The organism is Yersinia kristensenii, assembly GCF_900460525.1.
In the GTDB taxonomy this organism is placed as follows: Bacteria; Pseudomonadota; Gammaproteobacteria; order Enterobacterales; family Enterobacteriaceae; genus Yersinia; species Yersinia kristensenii.
Window position 1 is genome coordinate 3,256,923 of record NZ_UHIY01000001.1, and the last position, 25,027, is coordinate 3,281,949.

Consider the following 25,027-nt stretch of genomic DNA (forward strand, 5'->3'; position numbering starts at 1 on the left):
GTGCAATTCCGCCGTTGCAATCTCGAATCCTAATGTTGGCCAAAAGGTATCAGCCAAATGCTATGGATGTGGCTTCGGGAATGAATATCGCAGCTTTCAATGCCGGAGTTGTGCTCGGCTCCAGTATTGGCAGTATGGTCATCCATATTTGGGGGCTGCCATCGCTCGCGCCTGCCGGCATCGCCCTTGCCGCGGCCGCAGTGCTCGTACTTCTTTGGCAGCTGATATTACCATCGATGAGAGCCCCTCGGCTCTGAAACTATAGACTTACTTAGCCTCTTTCGGGGCTTATAATTCATAACACCTGTTCGTAATGAGCGCGAACAGGTGTTATGACTATGAGCTGCGGTAAACCCAAAACTTTATGCAAACGGAGGTTCTTTTCTTAAAATTTTATCAATGACATTTAATACGCCTGAGTCATTATTCGAATCAGTCTGATATTTCGCTATTTTTTTAATACGATCTGGCGCGTTCGCCATGGCAAATCCAAAACCGGCATGTTGTAACATCTCTATATCATTGCCGCCATCACCAAAAGTCACCACTTCTTCATCTTTCACACCCCATATATTTTGGAGTATTTTAATACCATTGGCTTTGTGTACACCGGGTATTATCAGGTCAACTGAACCATGCCCACTGGACACGGGAGTGACAATACCGGCTAATTCAACCTCAATGAACTTCATAAAGTCCGCCAATTCTTCATCGGGTAAACTGATTGCGAACTTAAATGCAGGTTCCTCGACTTGGCTGAAGTCATCAATAATCTTAAGTCGATGGTAATATTTGCTCATGGTGGTGAAAAATGTATTACCTGATGAGCTGAGCATACAAGCGCCGTTCTTTCCACACACAATGATATCCAGATGGGGTATGCGTAATATTGTTTTTAGAACTTTGTCACACCCTTCCTCCGAAAGTGCCCCGCAAAAAATCTCTGTATCTTCATTGCTGACATAGGCACCATTTTCAGCGACAAATGCGATTTCATGGGCAATGTCTGGGAAAAAGGAAATGAGCTGATAATATTGGTTACCACTGGCAACGACAAATTTTATTCCGTTATTTTTAAGTTGTAAATATTGTGTGCTAAACCGTTTCCTATCAAAATTCATCTGGTCGTTAAGAAAGGTTCCATCCATATCAACGGCAACGATTTTAATGCTCATTTTGTTTCCCTCTTTAACATATCGAAGATATTAGTTTGATAGAAAATATCTCAGCGTCATTTATCTAAAAAAAAGCTAGCAAAAATTTGCTAGCTGGTAAAATTACCATACTCAGTCACTCTTTTTCTCTTGCGAGAATTTTTTAACAAATAACCTATTCTGAATATTTCCTCTTAAGGCAGAGGCTCATCGCCATTATATTTCAGCTTAAACGCACCGATGGCAATGACAAGAAACGTTAGTGCGACAATGGCAAATGCAGTATAAAGATCCGTTAAATGGGCAATAAAACCAATCAGTGCTGGCCCGCCCAGTACACCGAAATAACCCAGGGTTGCAACCAGGGCAACGGACATATTTACCGGCATAACTTTTTCCTGGCCCGCGAGTGTGATCAGAACCGGAACAATATTAGCGGCCCCAATTCCGACCAGTGCAAAACCAAGCAGTGTGAACTTCCAGTCGGGTATAATGACCGCAACGGCATAGCCGATCATCGCAATGAGACTGCTAAGAATCAGTATTCGCTTGCGCCCCAAGAGACTAACCACTTTGTCCCCAGTGAAACGCATGATTGACATCGTCCCACCAAAAATTGCAAATCCCCAGCCAGCATGTTTTATATCAAGTCCCCGATCGTTCGTCAGAAAAACGCCACTCCAATCTAATACTGCGCCTTCTGCCATAAAACAAATCATGCACATCAGAGCCATTAATATGAGCCGGAAATTGGGCCTCGGTTTTGTTATTACCGGCTCAGTAGGTTCTTTATTATCACCAAAGGGGATTAATTCATTGAAAACCGTGGTGGTAATAATGGCAATGACCACAATGGCAATGAATGTTACCGTTAGAGGCATTAAACCCAGTGTAAATAGTATTGCACCACCGCCTGCACCGGCAATTGAGCCAATACTAAATAGGCAATGGAAACCTGACATTAAGGGTTTATCCGAGGATTGTTCAACCAGTGAACCTTGGACATTCACTGCAACATCCGCCAGGCCAATACCCGCACCAAAAAAGAATAGGCATAATGCCATAAAAGAAAATTGATCAATAATTGCCAAGGTCGGCAGGAATAGACAAGTCAGAACGATGCCTAATAACATAATACTTCTACAGCCAAAAAGGCCGATAAGTCTTCCTGAGAACAGCATGGCAAGCAGTGAACCTGTTCCCAGACAAAGTAACAGCAACCCTAATGAACCTGCGTCAAAATTCAGACGATTTTGCGCGTAGGGCACTAGTGCAGCCCAAAGCCCCATAGCAAAACCAGCCACAAAGAAAATAGCTCGGGTAGATGCTCGCTTAGCGTAAGTATCCAGAGGGGTATCGAGTGTATAGCTGGACATTTAGTAGTTACCTTACTCTGGTTAATTGTGGTGAAACTAAGAGCATTTTCAATGTAAAACCACTTAGTAAAAGACTTATATTAAGTGATAAAATAATATGATAATACTCAACATGTCAAGAGTATTCTGTTGGGAAAGATATTTTCAGGAGGATGGATTAGGGGTTCAGACGGCTAGGGTTGACGTGAGAGTCGAGTATCAAAATGGGTTCCCCACCATCATTGCAATGGGTGAGAGTTAGCTGTCAAAGACTCTAAAATTATTATAGGCATCAAGGGTATATTCTGATATGCCATTATGATAATCAGCTTTTATGCAATCCCGATAAACAAAATGTGGGATGTGTTTACTATCAAACCTTTTTAATAGTTCAATGGATAATTCATCAATACACGTCTCACTGATATTATGACCTGATATTGCTATGGTGACCGGGTTAATAATCGGAATCAAAGATGACGTGATATGGAGAAGCTTTTCAAATTCAGGAGGATGATGAGGATGGGTATTCTTGCCGGTGGTTAAATTATCATAGAAAGGGAGTTTTGACACCTCACCCGCAAATTGACTCGCTCCACGAAGCATTTTTCCCGAAATAACGATACCGCAACCCGCGCAATGTCTTGGGGGCATAAAAATGTAAGCAATCGGGTCATTAATATCGCGGCAATTATTCCGATAGAAGCCAAATGCAGTGTAATTCATATCATTACCTACTTGAACAAAAATACTAAATTGGTTATTTAATAATTCAGTAATATTCAGTCCTTCAAAGTGGGTGATATCACAAGTTAGCACTTTTCCATCAACAAGAATGCCCGGAAGACCAAGGCCTAATGCTTTGATATTAGGATGTTTATCTTTAACCTCTTGAATGTGATTAATTAATTTCTCTACAGTCAGATTATTGTAGATTTCATTATATTCCACAATATTTTTGCCATCAGCAGAGGTGACTGACGATGAAATGACACCTGCATCATCAGTGCCTTCGGCATAAACACTTAAAATATTAAAGTAATTGGAGTTATATATATAGCGCTTAGCAGGCCGTCCACCACGAGATTCATCAAGAGATTCTTCAATAACCTCACCCTCGGCACATAGCTCATTTAGGATAGTGCCGCAGGTCGCCAAACTTAATCCAGTTTGAGCCGATATATCGCCTTTAGTGGCAGATACCAATGATTTTAATGTGCTAGTTACCAGCATGATATTTTTTTTCTTCATCTGTCTGGTGGTATTAATCAGCACTGTAGTCATTTTTTTCACCAATAATTTAACTGATTTAAATATAACATGTTCGTATTTATGAAGAAATAGTTATATGGTTTTACTCTGTGTTATAGCGATTGGCTTTTTGCGGTAATCCCATCGTCTTGTTGAGATACGGCATTCAGTCATTTTTCGTTTTGTTACGTTCACCTCTAACCTTATTTGTCATGTAACAGATACAATATCAGTGGGGTTTGACCTAAATTAACTGGCGGTGGATAGGAGTAAGGTATGACAAGTAAAAAAAGAGGGATGGGGTACATTGCCATCGTGGTTGATGATTACGATAAAGCGATCGAATATTATACTGAAAAATTAGGCTTCTTTTTGATAGAAGATGAGCCACAACCGGGTAAGCGCTGGGTGTCGGTTTCGCCGAGTGAAGACAGTGAATGTCGTTTATTGTTGGCTCGTGCATCTAATGACCATCAAGCGACATTTATTGGCAATCAGTGCGGTGGCAGGGTATTCCTTTTCCTTGAGACCGAGAACTTCTGGCGTGATTATGAATTAATGAAGTCAAATGGGGTGACTTTCTGTGAAGAACCCCGCAAAGAAGCCTATGGCATGGTGGTCGTATTTGAAGATATTTACGGCAACCGCTGGGATCTCTACCAAAAATAGCAATATTACATCAATGAATGAATAAAACATATATTGTACGGGCTGTGAACCTGTAACCAGCTAACCTCTTGGTAAAATAGGATATTAAAAGTATCACCGACGCGATAAATAGTAGGTGATAAGTAGAGGATAGGGATAAGTGAAAACGATAATAGGGATAAATTTATGATAAAGATTATCTCGGTGAGAAATCAGCCAGAATATAAAGATAAAGCTATTCATTATTTTCAAAGCAAGTGGGCCACGGATGAAACCAAAATGCTTTATCAAGATTGCATTACTCAATGTATTAGTGCAAAAAATCCGTTACCGCAATGGTATTTAATGGAGTTCAATTCAGAGGTTATTGGCGGTGCTGGCCTGATTACTAATGATTTCATTAGTCGCATGGACTTATACCCTTGGCTGTGTGCGCTTTATATTGAAGAACACTTTCGCGGCCATGCTTATGGTGCGCTGCTAATAAAGCACCTGGCTGAAGAGACCAAACAATTAGGTTTTGACGAATTGCATTTATGTACTGACCATATTGGTTTCTATGAAAAATATGGTTTTACCTTTACCGGCGTGGGTTATCACCCATGGGGCGAGTTTTCACGAATTTACTCTCTGTCATTGATTTAATCGGAGGCCGGGCAGAGTGAACGAAAGCTGCCACGGATGTAAATAAGTTTACTGCTCAGTTTTCAGCGGATACTTGATACGAAGTTTGATCGTGTTCGCATTAAACTCAGTCCGTAGGTTTATTACGGACTGAGTATCAGTCTCTAGCTTGCTGATTTTTGCTGATGTAACTCAGTGGGCTGCATCATTTTCGCCTTACCCTCTTTGAGAGAGGTATCGACCGGGTCTGCGGCAACTTCGCGGGCGCGTTTACGCAAACTAAACCAACCAATGACCAGTAATAGAGCGACCACCGGTAAAGCTGCAATGGTCCAGGTACCATTCGGATAGTCGAACGCCATCATCACTAATACACTTGCCAGAAAAAATAATGTTAACCAGGAAGTCACTGGAGCACCGGGCATTTTGAAAGCGACGGGTTTGGCGGTTCCTTTTTTAACTGCTTGGCGTAATTTCATCTGACACACAATGATGAATGCCCATGAGCTAATAATCCCTAATGATGCAATATTCAAAACAATTTCAAATACTTGAGAGGGAACAAGGTAATTGAGTAATACACCGAAGACATAGATGCCAACAGTGACCAGTATCCCGGCATAAGGAACAGATTGGGGGCTCATTTTCGACATGAATTTCGGTGCGGAGCCACCCATCGATAATGAGCGCAGAATACGCCCTGTAGAATAAAGACCTGAGTTTAAGCTAGAAAGGGCGGCAGAGAGCACCACAATATTCATAATTGTTCCAATGTAAGGAACTCCTAAGCTGCTGAAAAATGTTACGAAAGGGCTTTGTCCCGCCTGATAGGCATTCCACGGCAGTAAGCATACCAGTAGCACCACAGAGCCGACATAAAACAGGCCAATGCGTAAAATCACGCTATTGATAGCTTTGGGGAGCATTTTTTCTGGGTCTTTACATTCCCCAGCGGCAGTACCAATTAACTCGATACCGGCAAAAGCAAATATGACTCCTTGAACTAATATCAGTGCGGGGAGTAATCCGTGCGGGAAAAACCCGCCATTATCAGTAATCAGATGCATACCCGATGGGTGCCCGCCAACACTTTGGCCAGTACCGAGAAACACCACACCCACGATCAAGAATATAGAAATGGCGGCGACTTTGATCAATGCAAACCAGAACTCCATTTCTGCAAACCATTTCACGCCAATCATGTTCATGGTGGCGACAATTGAAAGCGCGCCTAATGCAAATAACCATTGGGGCACATCAGAAAAAGTCCCCCAATAATGCATATAAAGAGCAACGGCGGTGATATCGACTATCCCAGTCATTGCCCAGTTGAGAAAATACATCCATCCTGCCACATATGAGGCTTTTTCACCGAGAAACTCGCGGGCATAAGAAACAAAACTGCCACTTGAGGGGCGGTGTAAAATCAGTTCACCGAGTGCTCTGAGAATGAGAAAAGAGAAAAGACCACAGACCAAATAAACCAAGGCTAATGCTGGGCCTGCCATTTGTAAACGAGCACCGGTGCCCAAAAATAAGCCAGTGCCGATAGAACCGCCGATCGCTATCATTTGTATATGACGTCGGCCCATACTTTTGTGATAGCCCGTATCATGAGAATCTAACCAGCGTTTTCTCGCTGCGTGATTGGTTTCTGCAGAGTGTTTTCCTGACATCATAGACATTCCCTATTTTCCTGTCTGTTGTGCAATCATCGTAAATGTATTACTGCAACCGATTGCTAAAGGTTAATGCATAAATAGCGTCTTAGCGCCTTCACTTGTTATGGTATATATCACTACTATTGAATTATGGGAGAGCATGCTATCGTTTCTGTCGTGATGAGGCAAAATAATATTCACATATAAATTATTTTTTTCATGGTATTACCGGAGTCAGTAATTGAATAGCTAAGATTAATTTATAATCACGTCACATGCTTCTATATAGACGCATTCACTATTAATATTGATTAAATCAAGAGCAGTTTGTAACTGTTTGTTACATAAAGTGAGTTTGGTATTCTTTGTTTTTTAATTATAAAACTCTTCCGTATGTTTGTTATAAAAATTATTTTTAGACTTATCTTATATGTTGTGATTATAGTTTTCATTGAATTGTAGTTTGTCTTAACTCGGTGGGGTGGGATGAATGTTTTAATGTGTCTTTTTTTTAAAATTAATTATTTATATTGTCATAAAATACATTGTTAACCATAGTATTTACATGATAATTAAATTATATGTAACAAATCAAGACAATAATAGATTACGCCCGATATGGAGCAGATATTGAATAAAAACTGGGGAGTACAGTGGTTGACGAACAACTTTTGAGACTGTTCGTAGGTTTGCTCTACATTAAACGGTGTTTTCATTGATGTTGGTAATGGATGTTTAAATGTTTATGTCCACACTAAAATAGTAATTTACTGATTACCAAACAAAAAGCATAACAAAAAAAATTTAATATATTCAAGTTATTTAATTATAAAACTCCGAGTTAAGTTAATTAAGATAAACCTGTAGTGCTGTTAACAAATACAATAATTATATATATGTTTACTATTCTTTCACTCTGGTTTGGTGGTATTTTTAGAAGGTGTATTTGTATCCTCTATTGTTGATATAGATAATAGTTTTACGTGCCAGGTTAGCCGAGTTATTGAACGAGAGTGGCGAGGTTATTACCTCTATTTCCTTAGGTGCTACCCAACATTAGGTCCAAAATGAAAAAAACAAATCAGGATATTACGCTTACCTCTATCGAAGACGTTGATATGGCGGATAAGTCCGCTATCAAAAGAATGTTCATTGGCTTAAACCAAATGAATGTCAATACTATGCCGATGGTCTTATTTATGACCATTTCGGGCATTGTGTTTATTTCGGCTTATGCCAGTTACCTACCCAAGAATATGATTGGTGGTTTGGCGGTTATTATGACGATGGGTTTTGTGTTATCTCATATTGGTCGCCATATACCGCTCTTAAAAGATATTGGCGGCCCAGCTATATTGTGTCTCATGGTGCCGTCCGTATTAGTCTATTTTGGTGTTTTTCAAATCAATACGTTAGAGACGGTTCACTTGCTGATGAAGGAAGCAAATTTACTCTATTTCGTCATTGCTAGTCTGGTGGTTGGCAGTATTCTTGGTATGAATCGCGTGGTACTTATTCAAGGGATGACGCGAATGTTTGTTCCACTGGTGGTGGGGACCCTAACGGCCGTTGCAACCGGTTTGCTGGTGGGTAAGTTATTCGGTTTCACCCTTTATCACACTTTTTTCTTTATTATCGTACCGATTATCGGTGGAGGTATTGGTGAGGGTATATTGCCTTTGTCATTGGCCTATGCAGCCATTCTTGGACAGACCCCGGATCTTTATGTCGCGCAATTGGCTCCAGCTGCGGTAATGGGTAACATTTTTGCCATTATTTGTGCGGGAATATTGGCCCGTATTGGTCTCTGGCGCAAAGATTTGAATGGCGAGGGAATGTTAATTCGTTCAGCACAAGACAATGCGATATTCACTTCGCAAGAAGGGCCAAAACAAGCTGACTTCCAATTGATGGGCGGAGGATTATTGATGACCTGCGCTTTCTTTATTGTGGGCGGATTATTTGAAAAAATTGTGCATATTCCCGGCCCGGTACTGATGATTTTGATTGCTGTGATGTGTAAATATGCGCAAGTTATTCCGTCAAAAATGGAGCAGGGCGCACACAGTTGGTATAAGTTTGTCTCAGCTACGTTGGTCTGGCCCCTGATGATTGGCCTTGGGATGCTGTATGTTCCGCTAGAAAGTGTTGTCGCGGTGTTCTCCGTTGGCTATGTCGTGGTGTGCGGTTCTGTCGTTTTATCAATGGCTGCTGTTAGTTTTATTATCGCCCCTTATTTGAATATGTATCCAGTGGAGGCCTCCATCGTGACCAGTTGTCACAGTGGATTAGGGGGGACGGGGGATGTTGCGATTCTGTCGGCATCTAACCGGATGTCATTGATGCCTTTTGCCCAGATAGCGACCCGTATCGGCGGTGCATCCACCGTGATTGGTGCTACATTGCTGCTAGGTTGGATAATGTAAATAGCTTTTTCGTGAATGATATAACCAACGGTATTTCTTATCGGATGCCGTTGGTTATTGAGTTTTAGCCCCACACTATTGGCAATACTGTTTCAATACCTCCTGCTGGCTGGGCATGAGTTTATAAAGATAAACCGGGCGACCTGTTGCGCCATACAATACCTTAGTGCTCAGAACCTCAGTATCAGATAAATAAATCAAATACTTACGGCAAGATACACGTGAGATCCCAATTGCATTCGCCATCTGTTCAGTTGAAAACTCTCCGTCTTGTACTCCTTGAATCCATTCACAAACGGTGCGTAATGTTTGTATTGTGAGTCCTTTGGGCAATTTTTTTGCGTTCGGCTGGGGTGACATTACTCCGTCTTAGTAAGGAATCGACATCTTCTTGGGCACAATATTCGCGTTGCCCCAGCAAACTCTGTTTTTCGCGATAAGTCGATAGAGCTTCTTCAAAACGCGAGAATTGGAATGGCTTAATTAAGTAATCAACAACTCCATATTGCAGCGCTTTTTTGATAGTATTTACATCAGTGGCAGATGAAATAACAATAACATCGGTATGTTCACTGAATTCACGTAGGACGGGTAATAAGTCTAGTCCATTGTCTTGGCGCATGAAAACGTCTAATAGCACCAGGTCAATGGGGTGCTCTGCGGCCATTAAATGATCGCGGGCTTGCTGCAAACTGGATACCGAGCCACAGCAGTTGAAACCTGCCACCTGGTTCAGATAACATTTGTTCAGCTCAGCGACCATTGCGTCATCATCCACTATTAATACATTAATCATGATTTACCGCGCTGTTGTTTGAAATTATTGTCACTAGAAGTCATGTTATTCGAGGTAATGTCGTAGGGAAGACTAATAAAGAATTGTGTAAAAACGCCAGCTTCAGAATCAAACTCAATATTGCCGCCAATACTTTCTAAACTCTGCCGAACCAGGCATAAACCTATGCCGTGTTCATTCCCTTTGGTGGAAAAACCATTATCAAAAATACTACCTTGTAGCTCTGTTGCAATACCCGGCCCATCATCACTGACAACACAATGTACCCGGCCATGTTGATAATGGAAGCTGACATTAATTTCCCGTTGAGGTTGGCTACCAATGGCTTCCATGGCATTCTCAATCAGATTGCCTAAAACTGTAATTAAGGTCGTCGTTATTTGTTCATTATCAATATCCGGCAACAGGCTATCGTCACTGATGGATAATGTAATACCCAAATCGCGCGCCCGATTGATTTTTCCCAGTAAAAAACCAGCAATCACGGGGGATTTTATCTTGCGCAGTAGCGAACCGATTTCCGCCTGATAATTATTGGATGTCTTAACAATATAATCTTCAAGTTGTTGATAATACTTCATATGTAATAAGCCTAAAATCACATGAAGCTTATTCATAAATTCGTGCGACTGGGCTCGTAATGCATCGGCATAATGCACCATACCGGTTAGGCGCTGCATCAATTGGCTGACTTCAGTTTTATCGCGGAAAGTGGCGATGGCACCAATAATATCACCTTTCACTACCACCGGAACGGTATTGGTCAGTAATATACTGCCATTAAAGTTTATTTCCTCATCACGACGGGCAATGCCGGTTTCCAGAACTTGTTGCAAATACAAACGTACAGGCCAATATTTGCTGGCATTACTGAGTAGTAAATTCTCCATTGGCCCACTTTGCTTGAATAAACGCCTGGCTTCGTGATTAACCACAGTAATACGTGAGTTAGCATCAACAGCGATGACGCCTTCTTTAATCGATTGCAGCATAGCGTTGCGCTGTTCAAATAAGTTAGATATCTCGTAGGGTTCGAAGCCCAACATAATTCTTTTCAGGGCTTTCACTAAAAACCAGGTGCCGAGTGAGCCAATAAGCGCCCCAAATAATATGGTCCACGGGATAGTCCAGCGGGTTTCACTCACCACCGAATCAATACTGGTAAGAGAAATCCCAATGGCCACCACGCCGATTTGTTTTCCATGAGGCTCATAGACAGGGATGAAGATACGCAATGCTCTTTCCAGGACACCCCGGTTTATCGCGCTATTTTCTTTGCCTTGTAGAGCCGGTTGTAAATCATTGCCGATAAAATGTTGTCCGATCATCTCAGGATTAGGATGTGAATAACGAATGCCGTCCATATTAGTCACAACAATAAATAGCAGGTCATTGGCCTGTTGAACTTCACGGGTATAAGCCTGAATTTTTCTGCCTGCTTCAGGATCAGTTAATCCATTAATGATGGTCGGTGAAAATGATAAGGCCCGTGCGACGGCTACTGCTTTGTTTTGCAAACCATCTTGTGCCATCTGACTGAGTTGAATGAAAAACAGCGAGTGAACCACCAATAGCACAGAAATAATAACTCCTGAAACCATGAGAGTGATCGACGTACTGAGTCGTAACGGCACTTTTTGCTTTCCAGCCGTTGTTGCGTTGTTCATGTCATGCTCCAGGGACACCGGCCTGCGTAATCTTCAGACGTCTAAATTGATGACCGGGGGACGGTATAAATAGTTGCAAAAAAATCAGTATGCAAACGAAATTACCCGGTAGTTTACGCTGTTTATTTATGAGGGCGCTAAGACTTAGAATTACTTTAGCTACATAACGATTTATATAGTTATCAAATTTACCCCCTCGAGAGACTATTCGCTCAGTGTATGAGGGGGCTTAGGCTATTTGTAATTAATCAGATTGGCGTGGGGCTTGGGTGATAATCAATTCAATCTCTTTGGTCGCCAGTTCATCACGGGCCACCGACGACAAACCGGCATCAGTGATAACCACATCAAAATCGGTAAGAGGTAATGCTAAGTAGGTGGATATTTTGCCGTATTTTGATGAATCAGCCAGTAGCACGCGCTTACTGCTCACCTCACTGACTGCCCGTTTGACCACCACTTTGTCCTCGTCCGGTGTCGATATGCCACGCGGCCCCCAGCAGGATGCTGAGATAAAGGCGATATCGATAGATAGGTTTCGCAGTGAGCGAGCAGCCGCATCACCGACACAAGAACGGTTATCTCGGCATAATGTGCCACCAGAATGGATCATTTTACATTGGCAGGATTCAATCAGAAAATTAGCAATGACAAAGTCATTAGTGACCACCAATAAATCATCTCTGGCCTCTAATTGTCGAGCTAATGCCAGTGTGGTGGTGCCAGCATCGAGATAAATACAGCTATTGCGTGGAATATACAGTGCTGCCGCTATCCCAATGGCATTTTTCTGGCTGCTGTACATCTGAGTTTTATCTTGATGGGAGGGTTCAGCCGCCAGCCGTTCAGTTGATCTCACCCCGCCGGAAACAGCTAACACCGCACCTTGCTCTTCTAGTTTTTGCACGTCGCGCCGAATGGTCATGTGCGATACGCCTAACCGCTCAGTCAGTTCAGTAATGCTGACCACCCCGCGTTCGGCAACCAGTGCCAGTATCTGTTGGTGACGTTCAACGGGTATCACGTTCGCTCCTTATCCAGTTCTTTCGCTGCAGGGACAATGGTAATTAATGTGATTATACGCCAGCTGCTAGAGAATATTTCTCATATTTTAACGCTAATAATCACTAATTTATTCATTTCACTGCTTATTATGTTAATAAGTCCGCTAATTATAACGTTAATTTATGTGATTTAGAGTTCATTTGTGTTGATTTTTGTGGGTTTACTCACAATTAATCAGGTTTTATCTGTTACTATTAACATAATAAATCAAATTGTCACTAAAATTAACACATCGAAGTGTGCCTTACGCAGCAACACCCTCAGTATGTGTTATTGGGTCTGGCTTGATAAAAAATAGGAGAGTATCGGATGCGATTAGGGGTTATTGCAGATGATTTCACCGGTGCTACGGATATCGCCAGTTTTCTGGTAGAGAATGGCATGTCAACGGTGCAAATCAATGGTGTACCTGATGCAGATTATCAGGTGCAAGCAGATGCGGTTGTGGTGAGTTTGAAATCGCGCTCTTGTCCAGCCGAAGAGGCTGTAGCGGACTCACTGGCGGCTTTGGCGTGGTTACAAACTCAGGGCTGCCAACAATTCTATTTTAAATATTGCTCGACGTTTGACAGTACCGCGCAAGGTAATATTGGCCCGGTCACTGACGCATTAATGGATGCTCTCGACCAGCAATACACCATTATTTGCCCAGCCCTGCCCGTGAATGGCCGCACGGTATATCAAGGATACTTATTTGTAATGGGGCAATTATTGTCTGAGTCCGGGATGCGCCATCATCCGGTGACACCAATGACCGACAGCAACCTCTTGCGCATGATGGATACACAAGCCCGAGGACGTAGTGGTTTAATCAACAACACCGTGATGGATCAAGGTGTTGAGGCGGTAAAATCACAATTGCGTAACCTGAAAGATGAAGGTGTACGCTATGTGGTGCTAGACACTTTAAACGAGACTCACTTGTTAATACAGGCTGAAGCGGTACGCGATATGGTGTTGGTGACTGGCGGCTCGGGGTTGGCCATCGGCCTGGCTCGGCAATGGAGGGAAGATATTCAACATCCCTCACCGGCGACATTAGCCGGGGCTCCGCAAGGTAAATTGTGTGTTATTTTATCCGGTTCTTGTTCGGCGATGACCAATCGACAGGTTGCTCGATATATTCAACAGGCACCTAGTCAGTCAATTGATATTGCCCGCAGCCTGAATGCCCCTGAATCTTATGCTAAAGCATTATCTGCCTGGGTGATGGAAAATGTCTCAGGGCCATTGGCTCCTTTATTATATGCCACGTCTGAACCTGAGGTCTTGCAGCAAATCCAGCAGCAATGGGGGGCGGCGGCCAGTAGTGAGGCTGTTGAACATCTGTTCGGAACTTTGGCACGACTTTTACAGCAGCAGGGAGTCCAACGTTTTATCGTGGCGGGGGGCGAAACGTCGGGTATGGTCGCGCAATCGCTGGGTATTCGGGCTTTCCATATTGGGCCTGCCATTTCCCCCGGGGTTCCCTGGGTAAAATCTACCGATCACGCCATTTCACTGGCGTTGAAGTCGGGTAATTTTGGTGATGAAAACTTTTTTGCCAGAGCACAAACGGAGTTCGCAGTATGAATGAGCAGCAGGCTCGGGAAGATATGGTCAAGTTGGGCGCCTCTTTTTTCCAGCGAGGTTACGCCACCGGTTCAGCCGGAAATCTGTCATTAAAACTGGCTGACGGTACATTATTAGCCACACCGACCGGCTCCTGTTTAGGTGAGCTGAATGCAGAGCGATTATCAAAGGTTAGTTTGGCGGGTGATTGGATCTCCGGTGATAAGCCCTCAAAAGAAATTAGTTTTCATCGGGCCATTTATCTCAATAATTCCGCGTGTGGGGCCATCGTTCATTTGCATTCTCTTTATCTAACAGCACTTTCTTGTCTGCAAGGGCTGGATGAGCATAATGCCATTAAACCCTTTACACCTTACGTGGTGATGCGGGTCGGTGATGTTCCAGTGGTGCCCTATTATCGCCCCGGAGATAGCCGGTTAGGTGAGGCGCTGGCAAAGTTGGCCCCGCAATATCGTGCTTTTTTATTAGCTAATCATGGCCCGGTTGTGGTGGGGACAAGTTTGCGGGAGGCGGCGGATAATATGGAAGAATTAGAGGAAACTGCGCGTCTGGTATTTACCCTGAGCGACCGGCCTATTCGTTATCTGACTGATAATGAAGTTGCCGAATTAAGGAATTAGTCATGCCTAAATTTGCCGCTAATCTATCCATGATGTTTACCGAAGTGCCTTTCCTTGAGCGTTTTCAGGCTGCGAAAAATGCGGGTTTTTCTGCCGTAGAGTTTTTATTTCCCTATGATTATCCCGCCGAACAATTGGCGGAGAAACTGAAAGACCAGAGTTTGCAACAGGTGTTGTTTAATACCTCTCCCGGCGATATGCATGCTGGCGAGTGGGGGTTGGCCGCACTTCCAGGCCGTGAAAAGGATGCCCGCCGCGATATTGATTTAGCGTTAGAGTATGCGCGGGTTCTGGGCTGCCCGTCTATTCATGTTATGGCTGGTGTGGTGCCTGTGGGGGCCGTTTGGGAAGATTATCAGCAGGTATTTGTTGAAAATATCCGTTATGCCGCAGACCGGTTTGCCCAATATGATATTAATGTCATGATTGAAGCATTAAACCCGAATATAAAACCTCATTACCTTTTCTCTAGCCAGTATGACGTGTTGGATTGCGTTAATCTCATCGACCGACCCAATGTGTTTATGCAGTTAGATTTATTCCATGCACAAATAGTGGATGGTAATCTCAGCCATTTAATTATCTCGTTGGCGGGGTGTTATGGTCATATTCAGATTGCATCCGTACCAAATCGACATGAACCAGATGACGGTGAGATTAATTACACTTACTTATTCGGGCTACTTGATGAAATTAACTATAATGGCTGGATTGGTTGCGAGTATCACCCCCGTACAGATACCGTTACCGGGTTGGGCTGGATAAAACCCTACTCAGTCATAAGTCGTTAATTGCTGGTCAGTTCCGAGTATCAAGATACACTGTATAGTGATATTCGGGACTCTTTATCGATAATAAATGACTAATATGTCAAATTAATGCCAGTTGACATATCAATCTGCTGTTTTCAATTAGATACTCCCCGTTAAAAAACCACCTCCCTTATCTTTATTGTCATGATATTGCAATGGTTCTGATGTTTTTTTATCTCCCGATAAGCATAATCACATTATTCAAAACAACTGATATACAGCTTTCTTAAGCTAGGATATCTTACTGTAAGAATTTTATGGTTAATTGATAAAGCTAAGGATCAACGAAGCGACAAATCATTATTACTATTTCATATAAATTAAAACGTAGAGGTATTTCTGTCGCTTAAAATAAGCCATAGAGGCAAGAGAAAGACAGAAAATAAACAGAAGGCAAACGGGAGATAACGATATGCCTACAGATGATAGTAAAAATGGAATTATCAACTATGTATCAACCGGGCATCTACCGGACCCAGACACTGTGGTTAAATTAGTGCAAGAAGCCCACACGCGGTTTGGTACTGATACTGACGGTGTAGTTTCCACGGTTTACCCAGCATTAGAACGCATTCCTCCCAATCTCTTTGGTGTATGCATGGTCGGCACTAACGGTAAAGTGCATTCAGCCGGCGATGTAGATTATGAATTTACCATCATGAGCGTCTCCAAACCTTTTGTTTTTGCTTTGGTCTGTCAGGCCATTGGGGCGAAAGTCGCGCGCGAAAAACTGGGCGTTAACAGCACAGGTATGGCATTTAATTCAGTGACTGCTATTGAGCGCGCTCCTGATGGACGTACCAATCCGATGGTTAACTCTGGCGCTATTGCCACCACTAGCTTGGTACCGGGTGCGACCAGTGATGAGCAGTGGAAATTCATTTATGACGGTTTATGCCGCTTTGCTGGTCGTGAACTGACCTTGAATGAAGAAGTATACCAATCGGCGTGCGAAACCAATTTCCGCAACCGCGGCATTGCTAATGTCTTAGAGGGTTATGGCCGCCTGGGGTGTGATCCGCTCATCGCCACCGATTTATATACCCGCCAATGTTCGTTAAATGTCAGTGCGCGTGATTTGGCTGTCATGGGTGCCACACTGGCTGACGGGGGCGTCAATCCACTGACTCGCGAGCGGGTTGTGGATAATGATGTCTGCCATTACGCATTAGCGGTAATGGTAACTGCAGGGTTGTACGAAACTTCTGGGGACTGGCTTTATGACATTGGCCTTCCCGGGAAAAGCGGTATTGGTGGCGGAATTGTGACGGTGTCACCGGGTAAAGGTGGCTTGGGAACTTTTGCACCGTTATTGGATAGCGCGGGTAACAGTGTTAAGGGGCAACTGGCTGCCCGGTTCTTATCACGCAGTCTGGGGATGGACATGTTTGTTTCTGAGCCTTACACCGAAAAAAGTTGAGCCGTAACAGTCAGGTATAGTCCCAAAAAAACCGGTTAATTTGATATGAAAGTGTTTTGTGAAACCGAATTGAGCTTAAAAAATATTGTTTTTCAAAAGGATATAAGAATTTATGGCGAATCAATCAACTCACCGCGCAGGTGTGGAAGTTAAAGAATCCTGGATACCGATGATAACCATCGCGCTGGCCCAGATTCTGATGTCATTTAACGTTGCCTCCCTGCCGGTAGCGTTAGGTGGAATGGTCAAAAGTTTTAATGTGCCACCGACGACGATTGCAACCGCAATCGTGATGTACTCACTTTCTGTTGCCGGTTTCGTTATGTTGGGTGCCAAACTCAACCAGCGCTTCGGGCCATTGGTCGTATTCCGTAGCACGGTTCTGTTATTTGGTATCGCGCAGGTCATGATGACATTCAGCCCGAATGTTACCGTGATGATCAGTGCTCAGGCACTCAGTGGCCTGGCAGGTGCAGCTTTGGTGCCGGCGTTGGTGGCTTTGATTGCTGAAAACTACCGCGGCACGCAACAGGCTACAGCACTTGGCGCTTTGGGTTCTGCCCGTGCGGGTGCGGGTGTAGCGGCATTCATGATCGGCGGTGTTCTGGGGACTTACATCGGCTGGCGTCCGGCGTTCGGTATCTTGATTGTGTTATCTGCAATCATCTTTGTGCTGAGTTTCCGTTTGAAATCTGACCAAGGTCGTCCGGAAGTGGGCATCGATATATTCGGTGTGATTCTGGCGGCATCGGCGATTATTTTGCTGTCGTTTGGTTTTAACAACCTGAACCGCTGGGGCTTCGGTCTGGTACGTGACGGTGCGCCATTTGATTTACTGGGCTTCTCTCCGGCTCCCTTTATGATTGTATTGGGTATCGTGCTGGGGCAGGCGTTTGTGGTTTGGACTCGCCGTCGTCAAGAACAAGGTAAAACACCGTTGCTGGCACTGGAAGTGCTTAGCTCTCCGACAGAAAAAGCCGCGGTATTTGCTATGTTCGCTGTGGTGGCGTTGGAAGCTATGCTGAACTTCTCGGTTCCGTTGTATATCCAGATAGTGCAGGGCAGTACGCCGATGGCGACCGCCATTGCCATGATGCCATTTAACTTGTCGGTGTTCTTTTCCGCGATGTTGATTGTTCGTTTCTACAAGAAATTGACACCACGTAAAATTGGTCGTTATGGTTTCATCACCTGTACCATCGCTCTGTTGTGGCTGGCATTTGTGGTGCGCAATAACTGGAGTGAGTTCGCGGTACTGTTTGGCTTAGTGGTGTTTGGCCTTGCTCAGGGTGCTTTGGTGACTTTACTGTTCAACGTATTGGTCAGTGCTTCCCCGAAAGAATTAGCGGGCGATGTCGGTTCATTGCGTGGTACCACTAACAACTTGGCAAATGCCATCGGTACCGCAGTAGCCGGTGCTTTGTTGGTCGGTTTGCTCAGTGCCAACGTGATACGCGGTGTGGCTGAAACCCCTATCCTGACGCCAGAAATTCAGGCGCAAGTGAATATGGATAGCATTAACTTCGTGAGTAATGACCGCCTGCAAGGCGTGTTAGCGCAAACCACTGCGACACCTGAACAGGTTGCGGAAGCTGTGCGAGTCAATGAAGAAGCTCGTCTTCGTTCGCTGAAGTTTGGCTTATTGATTATGGCGTTATTATCACTGTTAGCTATCTTCCCTGCGGGCCGTTTACCTAATTATCTGCCAGGAGAATTACCTGCGGATAATCTGGTTAAAAAACCCACTAAATAAGCGGTTGATAAAGTGAAGTAACGGGCAGTAAAAAGAGACTGCTCATCTGTTATAAACTGACAGTGTGTTGTGAATACAGCCACTGTCAGTTTTTTTATTGACCAACTCCAAAATGCTCACTAAACAGCATCACTTTCCGGTGGCTGTATTGTCAGCGTTTTCTGTACTGGCCCCGGTTCTAAGGGCAAAGATAATCCATGAACCCAATAGTTATGGCCGGCCAGAAACCACGGGCTAGTGGGATGCCCACTTTGGCCGCCAGGCATGGTCAATGTTCCTTTTGATGCATTACCCGGATAGGCAACAAGGCGGCATGAAGCACCAAAATCAGGGCGGCAAACATGTGGCATATTGTGATCACCAGAAAGTTCATCTGCAGGTGCTGCTAAAAACAGCCTTAATGCGGGGATGTTTTTGGCAAAGGGGTGCATGATAGCGGCCTTATTTGCTTTCCCCCAAGTAGCTTCAAATAATTGACCTTCTTGAGTTACCAGTGCGGTTAACACGGTATCCAGTTGGCTAATAATAAAATCATCCCAGCCGCTAAACCCATGAGGCACCCATTCCGTATATTGCGCTGAATTAATTAAGGCCATGACAGTTTCGTCCCACCGAGTATTGGCGGTCAAATAATTTGCCGATGGCCACTGTGCCTCTAACTGGTTATCGAACTTACCGAACAGATTTTTATAAATCGCATCTCGCCACACAGATATGATGCGATATCCGACAGATGAGGTATCCGCGCACCCACCCCATTGATATATTAAATCAAGTGCCTGGCGACGTAGCGGCTGATTAATCAGGAAATCATCTGTTATTAATGGCAAGATGGTTCTTCGCCAAGCAATAAATAGATTGGCGGTATTATCTAACTGTATTGCTCGCATATCATCAGCGTTTAGTTTGGTTTCTTCAATAAGACGCTGTTTAATTTCCCAAGCTCGCACACCTATATCAGCACCGCCGTCACCAATATTGTCATAATCTGAACTGAAACTTTGGCGATTATTGGCATTCCACAGGATGCCGGATGAAGGATTAAGAATACGGGGGTGCTGCGCGGCGGATAGAGCATCATCTTGCCATTGATTACTTTCATCAACGGGAAATGTATTAACGTCACCTTTTATATTACGGTCAGGTAATGTTCCCACCAGTGCCCAGCCAATATCACCATTCTTATCAGCAACAAACATATTTAGCGCGGGCATACCAGCGTTTGTCGCAATATCAATGGCCTGAGAAACCGTAATAGCTTGGTTAATCGTTAGAAAGTGTAGATCAATAGCATTGGGTAATTGCATTGCCCATCGCATTGCCATATTACCTTGTGCGGTTGATATCACTGGGCCATAAGGGCTAACGTGGATATCAATTTTAATATCCTTACCTCGTTTAACTTTAATACATTCTGTTTTTACCGGCCAGTGTGATAAAGGTTCGGGCGTTTTTACCCAATCCAGCGTATCTGCATAGGAATGTGTAAAGCCCCAAGAGATATGTTCATTGCAGCCAATGATAATGACCGGCACTCCCGGCAATGTCAGGCCAGATAATGAGAGTGTTTCCTTTTTATCTTGTAGCAGATAGTTTAATGATGCGCGATACCAGGTATTCGGTAACATCAGCGACAGATGCATATCATTTGCCAGTATTGCTTGCCCATTTTTACTGTGTTTGGCATCAATCGCAAAGCTGTTACTACCATAAAAAGGGGCTTGGGAGGGCAGTACCCGTGCACTCTCATGGCCTTTCCCCCACCAATCTGGTGGAGTTTTTGCAATCGGAGGTGAAGGCGGAACTTGTCCAGAAAGAGGGGTATCCCAAGAGGAGCTATCAGGCAATAGAAACGCTTTCTGGGCTGGATTGGTATGTGCCTCAATCCACCCTCGGGCATAAACTCGGCCCATTTGTTTCTGTTGCAGTTCCAAAGATAACGCATAAAGGACTAATAAAGAATCTTCTTCTTTCCATGGGGTAGCTTCAGTCATTAAAATAATATATTCAAATGAAACTATTGTTTTAGACTTTAAGCCATCATTCACACCTTGGGTATATTTCGCTAATATATTCCTTTCATCTACCGACAGGTCTTTTAATGTATTTATTGCCCGTGAGCGTAATAACCAGCGACGATTTTGGATATCGGTTTCAATGACCTTTTCTTCATTGCCTAATAGTTCGGCCAGTTCTCCGGCAGCAAGGCGCCGTGACAAATCCATTTGAAAAAAACGTTCTTGTGCATGGATATAGCCCAGGCTATAGCTGACATCCTCAATATTATCCCCGGAAATAGTCGGGATACCCAATTTATCCCATTCGATAGACACCGGTTTAGATAACGTGGGTGATATGACGGTTCCTTCTGTTCTTGGCAAACTGTGAAAAAAAACCTCATTTCCCTCAAGTGAGCACGAAGATGTTTTTAATTGCGCGAAAAATTTATTATCAATGATTAACGATTCAATAAGTTCTTTTAGCATATTTAAAAGATAAATTCTGGGTGATTATTTTAAATAGTCATGAAAATAAAATAATGCCCTTTCATCATCGCCTCCATCCGTTATAGGCTTATTTTTGGCCAAATCCATGGTTAATATTCATAGGTGTTATTGAATATCGCGTGAATAAATCGCATTGAGAACTATTCTTGTTGTATGAAAAACAAGCAATTCATTGTGCCAGATTTTGTTTTATTGTCGCTAATGGAAAAGAAAATAAAATATATGAAAGGAAAAGCAAGAATATCGATGTGCGTGACGTACATGGATGAGCAAGGCTGTTTAAGGGGGAAGGCGCTTATGCGCCAAGATAGTGGGGAACTTATTGTGCCAGTGTGAGTATCCGGATTGAAGGAAACTGCAAATGATGCATAAATTCGCGTAAAATCAGCAAACGTGCAGCAAATTCATTGTCTGCGGGTATTCCCTCGGAAGCGGCTGGTCTACCCATCATAACTGTTGCCAGCCGATCAAACATCCGCTCAACCGACTCCAGTGACATCACTATTTCTGTTTGCATAGGTAAACCCGCGAGTAGTGCAATTTCGGCCATATAATGGTCGGTAGTAATCAATTTTGAGGTTTTATTCACAACCGAACTGATTCTAATCACTTCATCTTCAACCACCATAATGGCAGTTTCCATCTCATCTGCCGTGGGGGGAGTATGTTTGAAATAGCTCAATGCAACATTATTCGAGCCAACAGTAAGAAGCTGTTTAGAGACAATCATGTCAGAATCATCGGTGATCACCGATGTTGATTCATGGTCAATAGAGAGCAACGTTATTAAACGATTACCACCGATAGTGGCGCGAATATGTTCATATTCCGTTTGAATGTTATTCATCACTAAACCGCCTTGTTCATTGTCATAACCCTGTCTAATCTTGCGGGATGCGCCGCATTTTTTAAACAAAAATTCAATAAACTAAATGTTTTTTGATACGGATCAAGACACATTTCTGTTGTTTAGTGTTAATGTTAATAAATCTCATTATCAACTTCATGTGCGTTACTCATTATGCGAATTTGGTACAAATTTTTTCTGCTTTGCTGTTGTTGGTGGCTGTCCACTTCTATGGCTTGGGCGACTCCAGATTACCAGCAGTGGGTCAATGATATCCAATCCCGCCTCGATAAAACCTCTCAGTTGTACCAGCAGCACAATAATGATGAAGCTCGTGCTACTGTACAGATGGCGTATTTTGAAGTGTTTGAGAATCTGGAAGGGCCGATTCGTATCAATATTTCGGCGCAGAAAAGTTATCAAATGGAAGCCGCTTTTGGTGAAATCCGGCGCATGATCGGTGAGGGGAAACCGCAAGCCGAGGTTGATAATAAAATTAACTGGCTGAAAAGTGAGTTAACCGCCGTGCTGCCAGTCCTGACTGATGGGCATAAACTTACCGCCGAGCAGCAACATGCTGCCTATGAAAATAGTGATATTGCGCTCTACTGGCAGCAGAGTTTCAAGATTATTGATGACTTATTGGCGCAGGCTATTAGTGAATACCAAGAGGGCAAATTTGCCGCCGCCAGCCAAAGTGTGCAACAGGCACACTATCAGGGGTTTAAAAACTCCGAAATGGAGATGTCGGTGCGCGGGAATCGCTCAGCGCAACAAGCAGCAGCAATTAATCAACAATTTACGGCTCTCATCGATTTAACCCGCAAACCCGACCAAATAACAGAAGTTGCTTATCGTGTCACCGGGTTACTTCAAACTATTGAAGACACGTTACCGGGCTTGCCAACTACGCGCGAACAGCAACAAATCACCGCTGATCAACCTGCTGTAGGGCAATCTTCTGCATCAAGCGCCGATCCTGATGGGCAGGTGAATGCCGATTGGGCGGCTGTTTCGAGCAAAATAAATCAGGCCATTCTTGCAGCCATCAGTCAGTACCAGAGTGGGCAAACCACGCCAGCCATGATGGCGGTTCAGGATACTTATTTTGATTTATTCGAAGCCAGCGGCATGGAGAACAAAGTTGGCTCGCGCGATGCTGCGTTTAAATCAACATTAGAAGGCCACTTCACTCGTTTGGTCAGTTTGATGAAAGCCGGTCAACCCGTTGAACAGTTACAAACAGAAGCCGCGGCCTTGCAAAAAGACTTAGCCAGTGCGGTCGAGATGCTCGGGGGCGGGGATGAAACTGATTGGAGCCTGTTCATTTACAGTCTGCTTATCATTGTCCGGGAAGGGCTGGAAGCCTTGCTGATTGTGGCCGCTATTATCGCCTATCTGGTCAAAAACAATCATCACGATAAATTGCCACTGATTCGCCAATCTGTCGTGGTGGCCTTAATTGCCAGTGTGTTAACTGCCTTTGTTTTCCAATGGCTATTTGCGAATTCAGGGCAAAGTCGCGAATTACTGGAAGGTTTCACCATGATGATCGCCGTGGTGATGCTGTTCTCTATGAGTTATTGGCTACTATCCAAAACAGAAGCGCGCCAGTGGAAAGCTTATTTGGAAGGGAAATTCTCCAAATCACTTAGCAGTGGTTCAATGGTCGGGTTGTGGCTGACCAGTTTCCTGGCGGTGTATCGCGAAGGGGCGGAGACCGTCCTGTTCTATCTGGCCCTGATGGGTGATGCTAGTACTACCAGCGGCCATTTATCGATTTTGGCAGGCTTTGGGGTCGGCTGCGTTATCTTGCTGGTGGCTTATCTGGTCATGCGTTTTACCGTCGTCAAGTTACCGCTTAAACCTTTCTTTATGTTTACTGGCGGCTTTATGTACCTGATGGCATTTGTGTTCGCCGGTAAGAGTGTTCTTGAATTGATTGAAGGCAAATTATTTGAGCCAACCCTGTTACCTGGCGTACCAGAAATTAGTTGGTTGGGAATTTATCCCTATCTGGAAACCTTGATTCCTCAAGGAATACTGCTGATTGCCGCGTTGGTTGCTCTGTATGTCATGCAGCGGCGTGGCCGCGCTATTTCGGCACAGTAATATTTCCGTTTAGCGATCGTCTCGGCTGAGGAATATCGCAACTAGTAATATCGAAACATAGTGGCCCGGCATGATGCCGGTATAAACAACGAAATGTACTTATCATTTGATACCTGAGGGTGTGCTACATGACTATGAAGAAAACGATTATTGCCAGCAGCATCATTGCCAGCATTTTTGCAGCACCGGCTGCCTTTGCCTTTAAAGAGTACCCAGCGGGTGAACCTATCAAGATTAATGATATGGAAATTGCCGCGGTTTACTTACAGCCGATTGATATGGAACCGCGCGGCATGGGCTTGCCAGCTGCGAAAGCCGACATCCACCTTGAAGCTGATATTCATGCCACCGAAGGTAATAAGAATGGTTTTGGTGCTGGTGAATGGATGCCGTACCTGACTATCGCTTATACCCTGGTAAATACTGATACTGGTGCTAAACAAGAAGGGACTTTTATGCCAATGGTGGCCAGTGATGGCCCACACTATGGCGCTAACATCAAAATGATGGGGGTAGGCAATTACAAAGTCACCTATCATATTAGCGAGCCATCCAAAGCAGGTTTGCATCGTCATACTGACAGCGAAACCGGTGTTGGCCGCTGGTGGAAACCCTTTGATGTGAGCTACGACTTTAAATATACCGGTCTGAATTGATAGCAATAACCGCGATGATGAAAACAGTTATCGCGGTTTTTCTTCATAGTGAACGGTCAGGTAAAGGATGTTATCGGTTTT

The 25,027-nt window shown here is 43.9% G+C and carries 18 protein-coding genes and 1 pseudogene; 10 read left to right on the plus strand and 9 right to left on the minus strand.

What is annotated here, in order from left to right:
- Positions 1-362: 362 nt before the first annotated feature.
- The 3 genes from DX162_RS14940 to DX162_RS14950 all read right to left on the minus strand — a co-directional run bounded on the left by DX162_RS14940 (position 363) and on the right by DX162_RS14950 (position 3,793).
- Positions 363-1,175, minus strand: a complete 813-nt coding sequence (locus DX162_RS14940) for a Cof-type HAD-IIB family hydrolase (RefSeq protein ID WP_004390815.1) — start codon at positions 1,173-1,175, stop codon at positions 363-365.
- Positions 1,176-1,348: 173 nt separating this feature from the next.
- Positions 1,349-2,530 carry an MFS transporter gene (locus tag DX162_RS14945; protein WP_098080822.1) on the minus strand — a complete coding sequence of 394 codons (1,182 nt, stop codon included), beginning with the start codon at positions 2,528-2,530 and terminating at the stop codon, positions 1,349-1,351.
- A gap of 237 nt (positions 2,531-2,767) precedes the next feature.
- Entirely contained in the window at positions 2,768-3,793 is a 1,026-nt protein-coding gene (locus DX162_RS14950; protein WP_032819920.1) for an ROK family protein, read from the minus strand.
- A 243-nt stretch (positions 3,794-4,036) separates the two neighbouring features.
- Here DX162_RS14950 and DX162_RS14955 point away from each other — a divergent pair, with 243 nt between their 5' ends.
- Together DX162_RS14955 and DX162_RS14960 are read left to right on the plus strand one after the other, a co-directional pair.
- Positions 4,037-4,429, plus strand: a complete 393-nt coding sequence (locus tag DX162_RS14955) for a VOC family protein (protein ID WP_032819919.1) — start codon at positions 4,037-4,039, stop codon at positions 4,427-4,429.
- 165 nt (positions 4,430-4,594) lie between these two features.
- Positions 4,595-5,053, plus strand: coding sequence for a GNAT family N-acetyltransferase (locus DX162_RS14960; RefSeq protein WP_004390810.1), 459 nt, complete (start codon positions 4,595-4,597; stop codon positions 5,051-5,053).
- Between the two features lie 143 nt (positions 5,054-5,196).
- On the opposite strand, the gene ansP is transcribed toward DX162_RS14960, so the two are convergent.
- Positions 5,197-6,711: an L-asparagine permease gene (gene ansP, locus DX162_RS14965; protein WP_032819931.1), complete on the minus strand. Its 1,515-nt coding sequence runs from the start codon at positions 6,709-6,711 to the stop codon at positions 5,197-5,199.
- A gap of 1,049 nt (positions 6,712-7,760) precedes the next feature.
- Between ansP and DX162_RS14970 the strand changes: the two genes are divergently transcribed.
- Entirely contained in the window at positions 7,761-9,119 is a 1,359-nt protein-coding gene (locus tag DX162_RS14970) for a 2-hydroxycarboxylate transporter family protein (RefSeq protein ID WP_004390808.1), read from the plus strand.
- Positions 9,120-9,194: 75 nt separating this feature from the next.
- Here the strand turns inward: DX162_RS14970 and dcuR are convergent.
- From dcuR to ygbI, 3 genes and pseudogenes are all read right to left on the minus strand, one after another.
- Positions 9,195-9,915 (minus strand): annotated as a pseudogene (dcuR, locus tag DX162_RS14975) (two-component system response regulator DcuR).
- Positions 9,912-11,582, minus strand: coding sequence for a sensor histidine kinase (locus DX162_RS14980; protein ID WP_050413805.1), 1,671 nt, complete (start codon positions 11,580-11,582; stop codon positions 9,912-9,914). The pseudogene dcuR and the gene DX162_RS14980 overlap by 4 nt, the downstream one beginning before the upstream one ends.
- Before the next feature lie 244 nt (positions 11,583-11,826).
- Entirely contained in the window at positions 11,827-12,606 is a 780-nt protein-coding gene (ygbI, locus tag DX162_RS14985) for a DNA-binding transcriptional repressor YgbI (protein WP_004390804.1), read from the minus strand.
- Between the two features lie 350 nt (positions 12,607-12,956).
- Here ygbI and otnK point away from each other — a divergent pair, with 350 nt between their 5' ends.
- The 5 genes from otnK (at position 12,957) to DX162_RS15010 (ending at position 18,824) form a co-directional block, all read left to right on the plus strand.
- Complete coding sequence (gene otnK / locus DX162_RS14990; protein ID WP_004390803.1) at positions 12,957-14,219, plus strand: 3-oxo-tetronate kinase; 1,263 nt, start codon at positions 12,957-12,959, stop codon at positions 14,217-14,219.
- Positions 14,216-14,839 carry a 3-oxo-tetronate 4-phosphate decarboxylase gene (otnC, locus tag DX162_RS14995; RefSeq protein WP_032819918.1) on the plus strand — a complete coding sequence of 208 codons (624 nt, stop codon included), beginning with the start codon at positions 14,216-14,218 and terminating at the stop codon, positions 14,837-14,839. Before otnK ends, otnC begins: the two co-directional genes overlap by 4 nt.
- Positions 14,840-14,841: 2 nt before the next feature.
- The gene (otnI, locus tag DX162_RS15000; RefSeq protein WP_004390801.1) at positions 14,842-15,630 is read left to right on the plus strand and encodes a 2-oxo-tetronate isomerase; all 789 of its coding nucleotides are present in this window, start codon (positions 14,842-14,844) and stop codon (positions 15,628-15,630) included.
- Between the two features lie 433 nt (positions 15,631-16,063).
- Positions 16,064-17,071, plus strand: a complete 1,008-nt coding sequence (gene glsA, locus DX162_RS15005) for a glutaminase A (RefSeq protein WP_004390799.1) — start codon at positions 16,064-16,066, stop codon at positions 17,069-17,071.
- A 112-nt stretch (positions 17,072-17,183) separates the two neighbouring features.
- On the plus strand, positions 17,184-18,824 hold the full coding sequence (locus DX162_RS15010; RefSeq protein WP_004390798.1) for an MFS transporter: 1,641 nt from the start codon (positions 17,184-17,186) through the stop codon (positions 18,822-18,824).
- Between the two features lie 119 nt (positions 18,825-18,943).
- Here DX162_RS15010 and DX162_RS15015 read toward each other — a convergent pair whose 3' ends face one another.
- Entirely contained in the window at positions 18,944-21,205 is a 2,262-nt protein-coding gene (locus tag DX162_RS15015) for a penicillin acylase family protein (protein ID WP_157132446.1), read from the minus strand.
- 445 nt (positions 21,206-21,650) lie between these two features.
- On the minus strand, positions 21,651-22,178 hold the full coding sequence (locus DX162_RS15025) for a hypothetical protein (RefSeq protein ID WP_032819916.1): 528 nt from the start codon (positions 22,176-22,178) through the stop codon (positions 21,651-21,653).
- Between the two features lie 174 nt (positions 22,179-22,352).
- Here DX162_RS15025 and DX162_RS15030 point away from each other — a divergent pair, with 174 nt between their 5' ends.
- Both DX162_RS15030 and DX162_RS15035 read left to right on the plus strand, forming a co-directional pair.
- A complete protein-coding gene (locus tag DX162_RS15030) occupies positions 22,353-24,290 on the plus strand; it encodes an FTR1 family iron permease (protein ID WP_032819915.1) in 1,938 nt (645 codons plus the stop codon).
- Positions 24,291-24,418: 128 nt separating this feature from the next.
- Positions 24,419-24,946, plus strand: coding sequence for an iron transporter (locus DX162_RS15035; RefSeq protein ID WP_004390794.1), 528 nt, complete (start codon positions 24,419-24,421; stop codon positions 24,944-24,946).
- Positions 24,947-25,027: the final 81 nt, after the last annotated feature.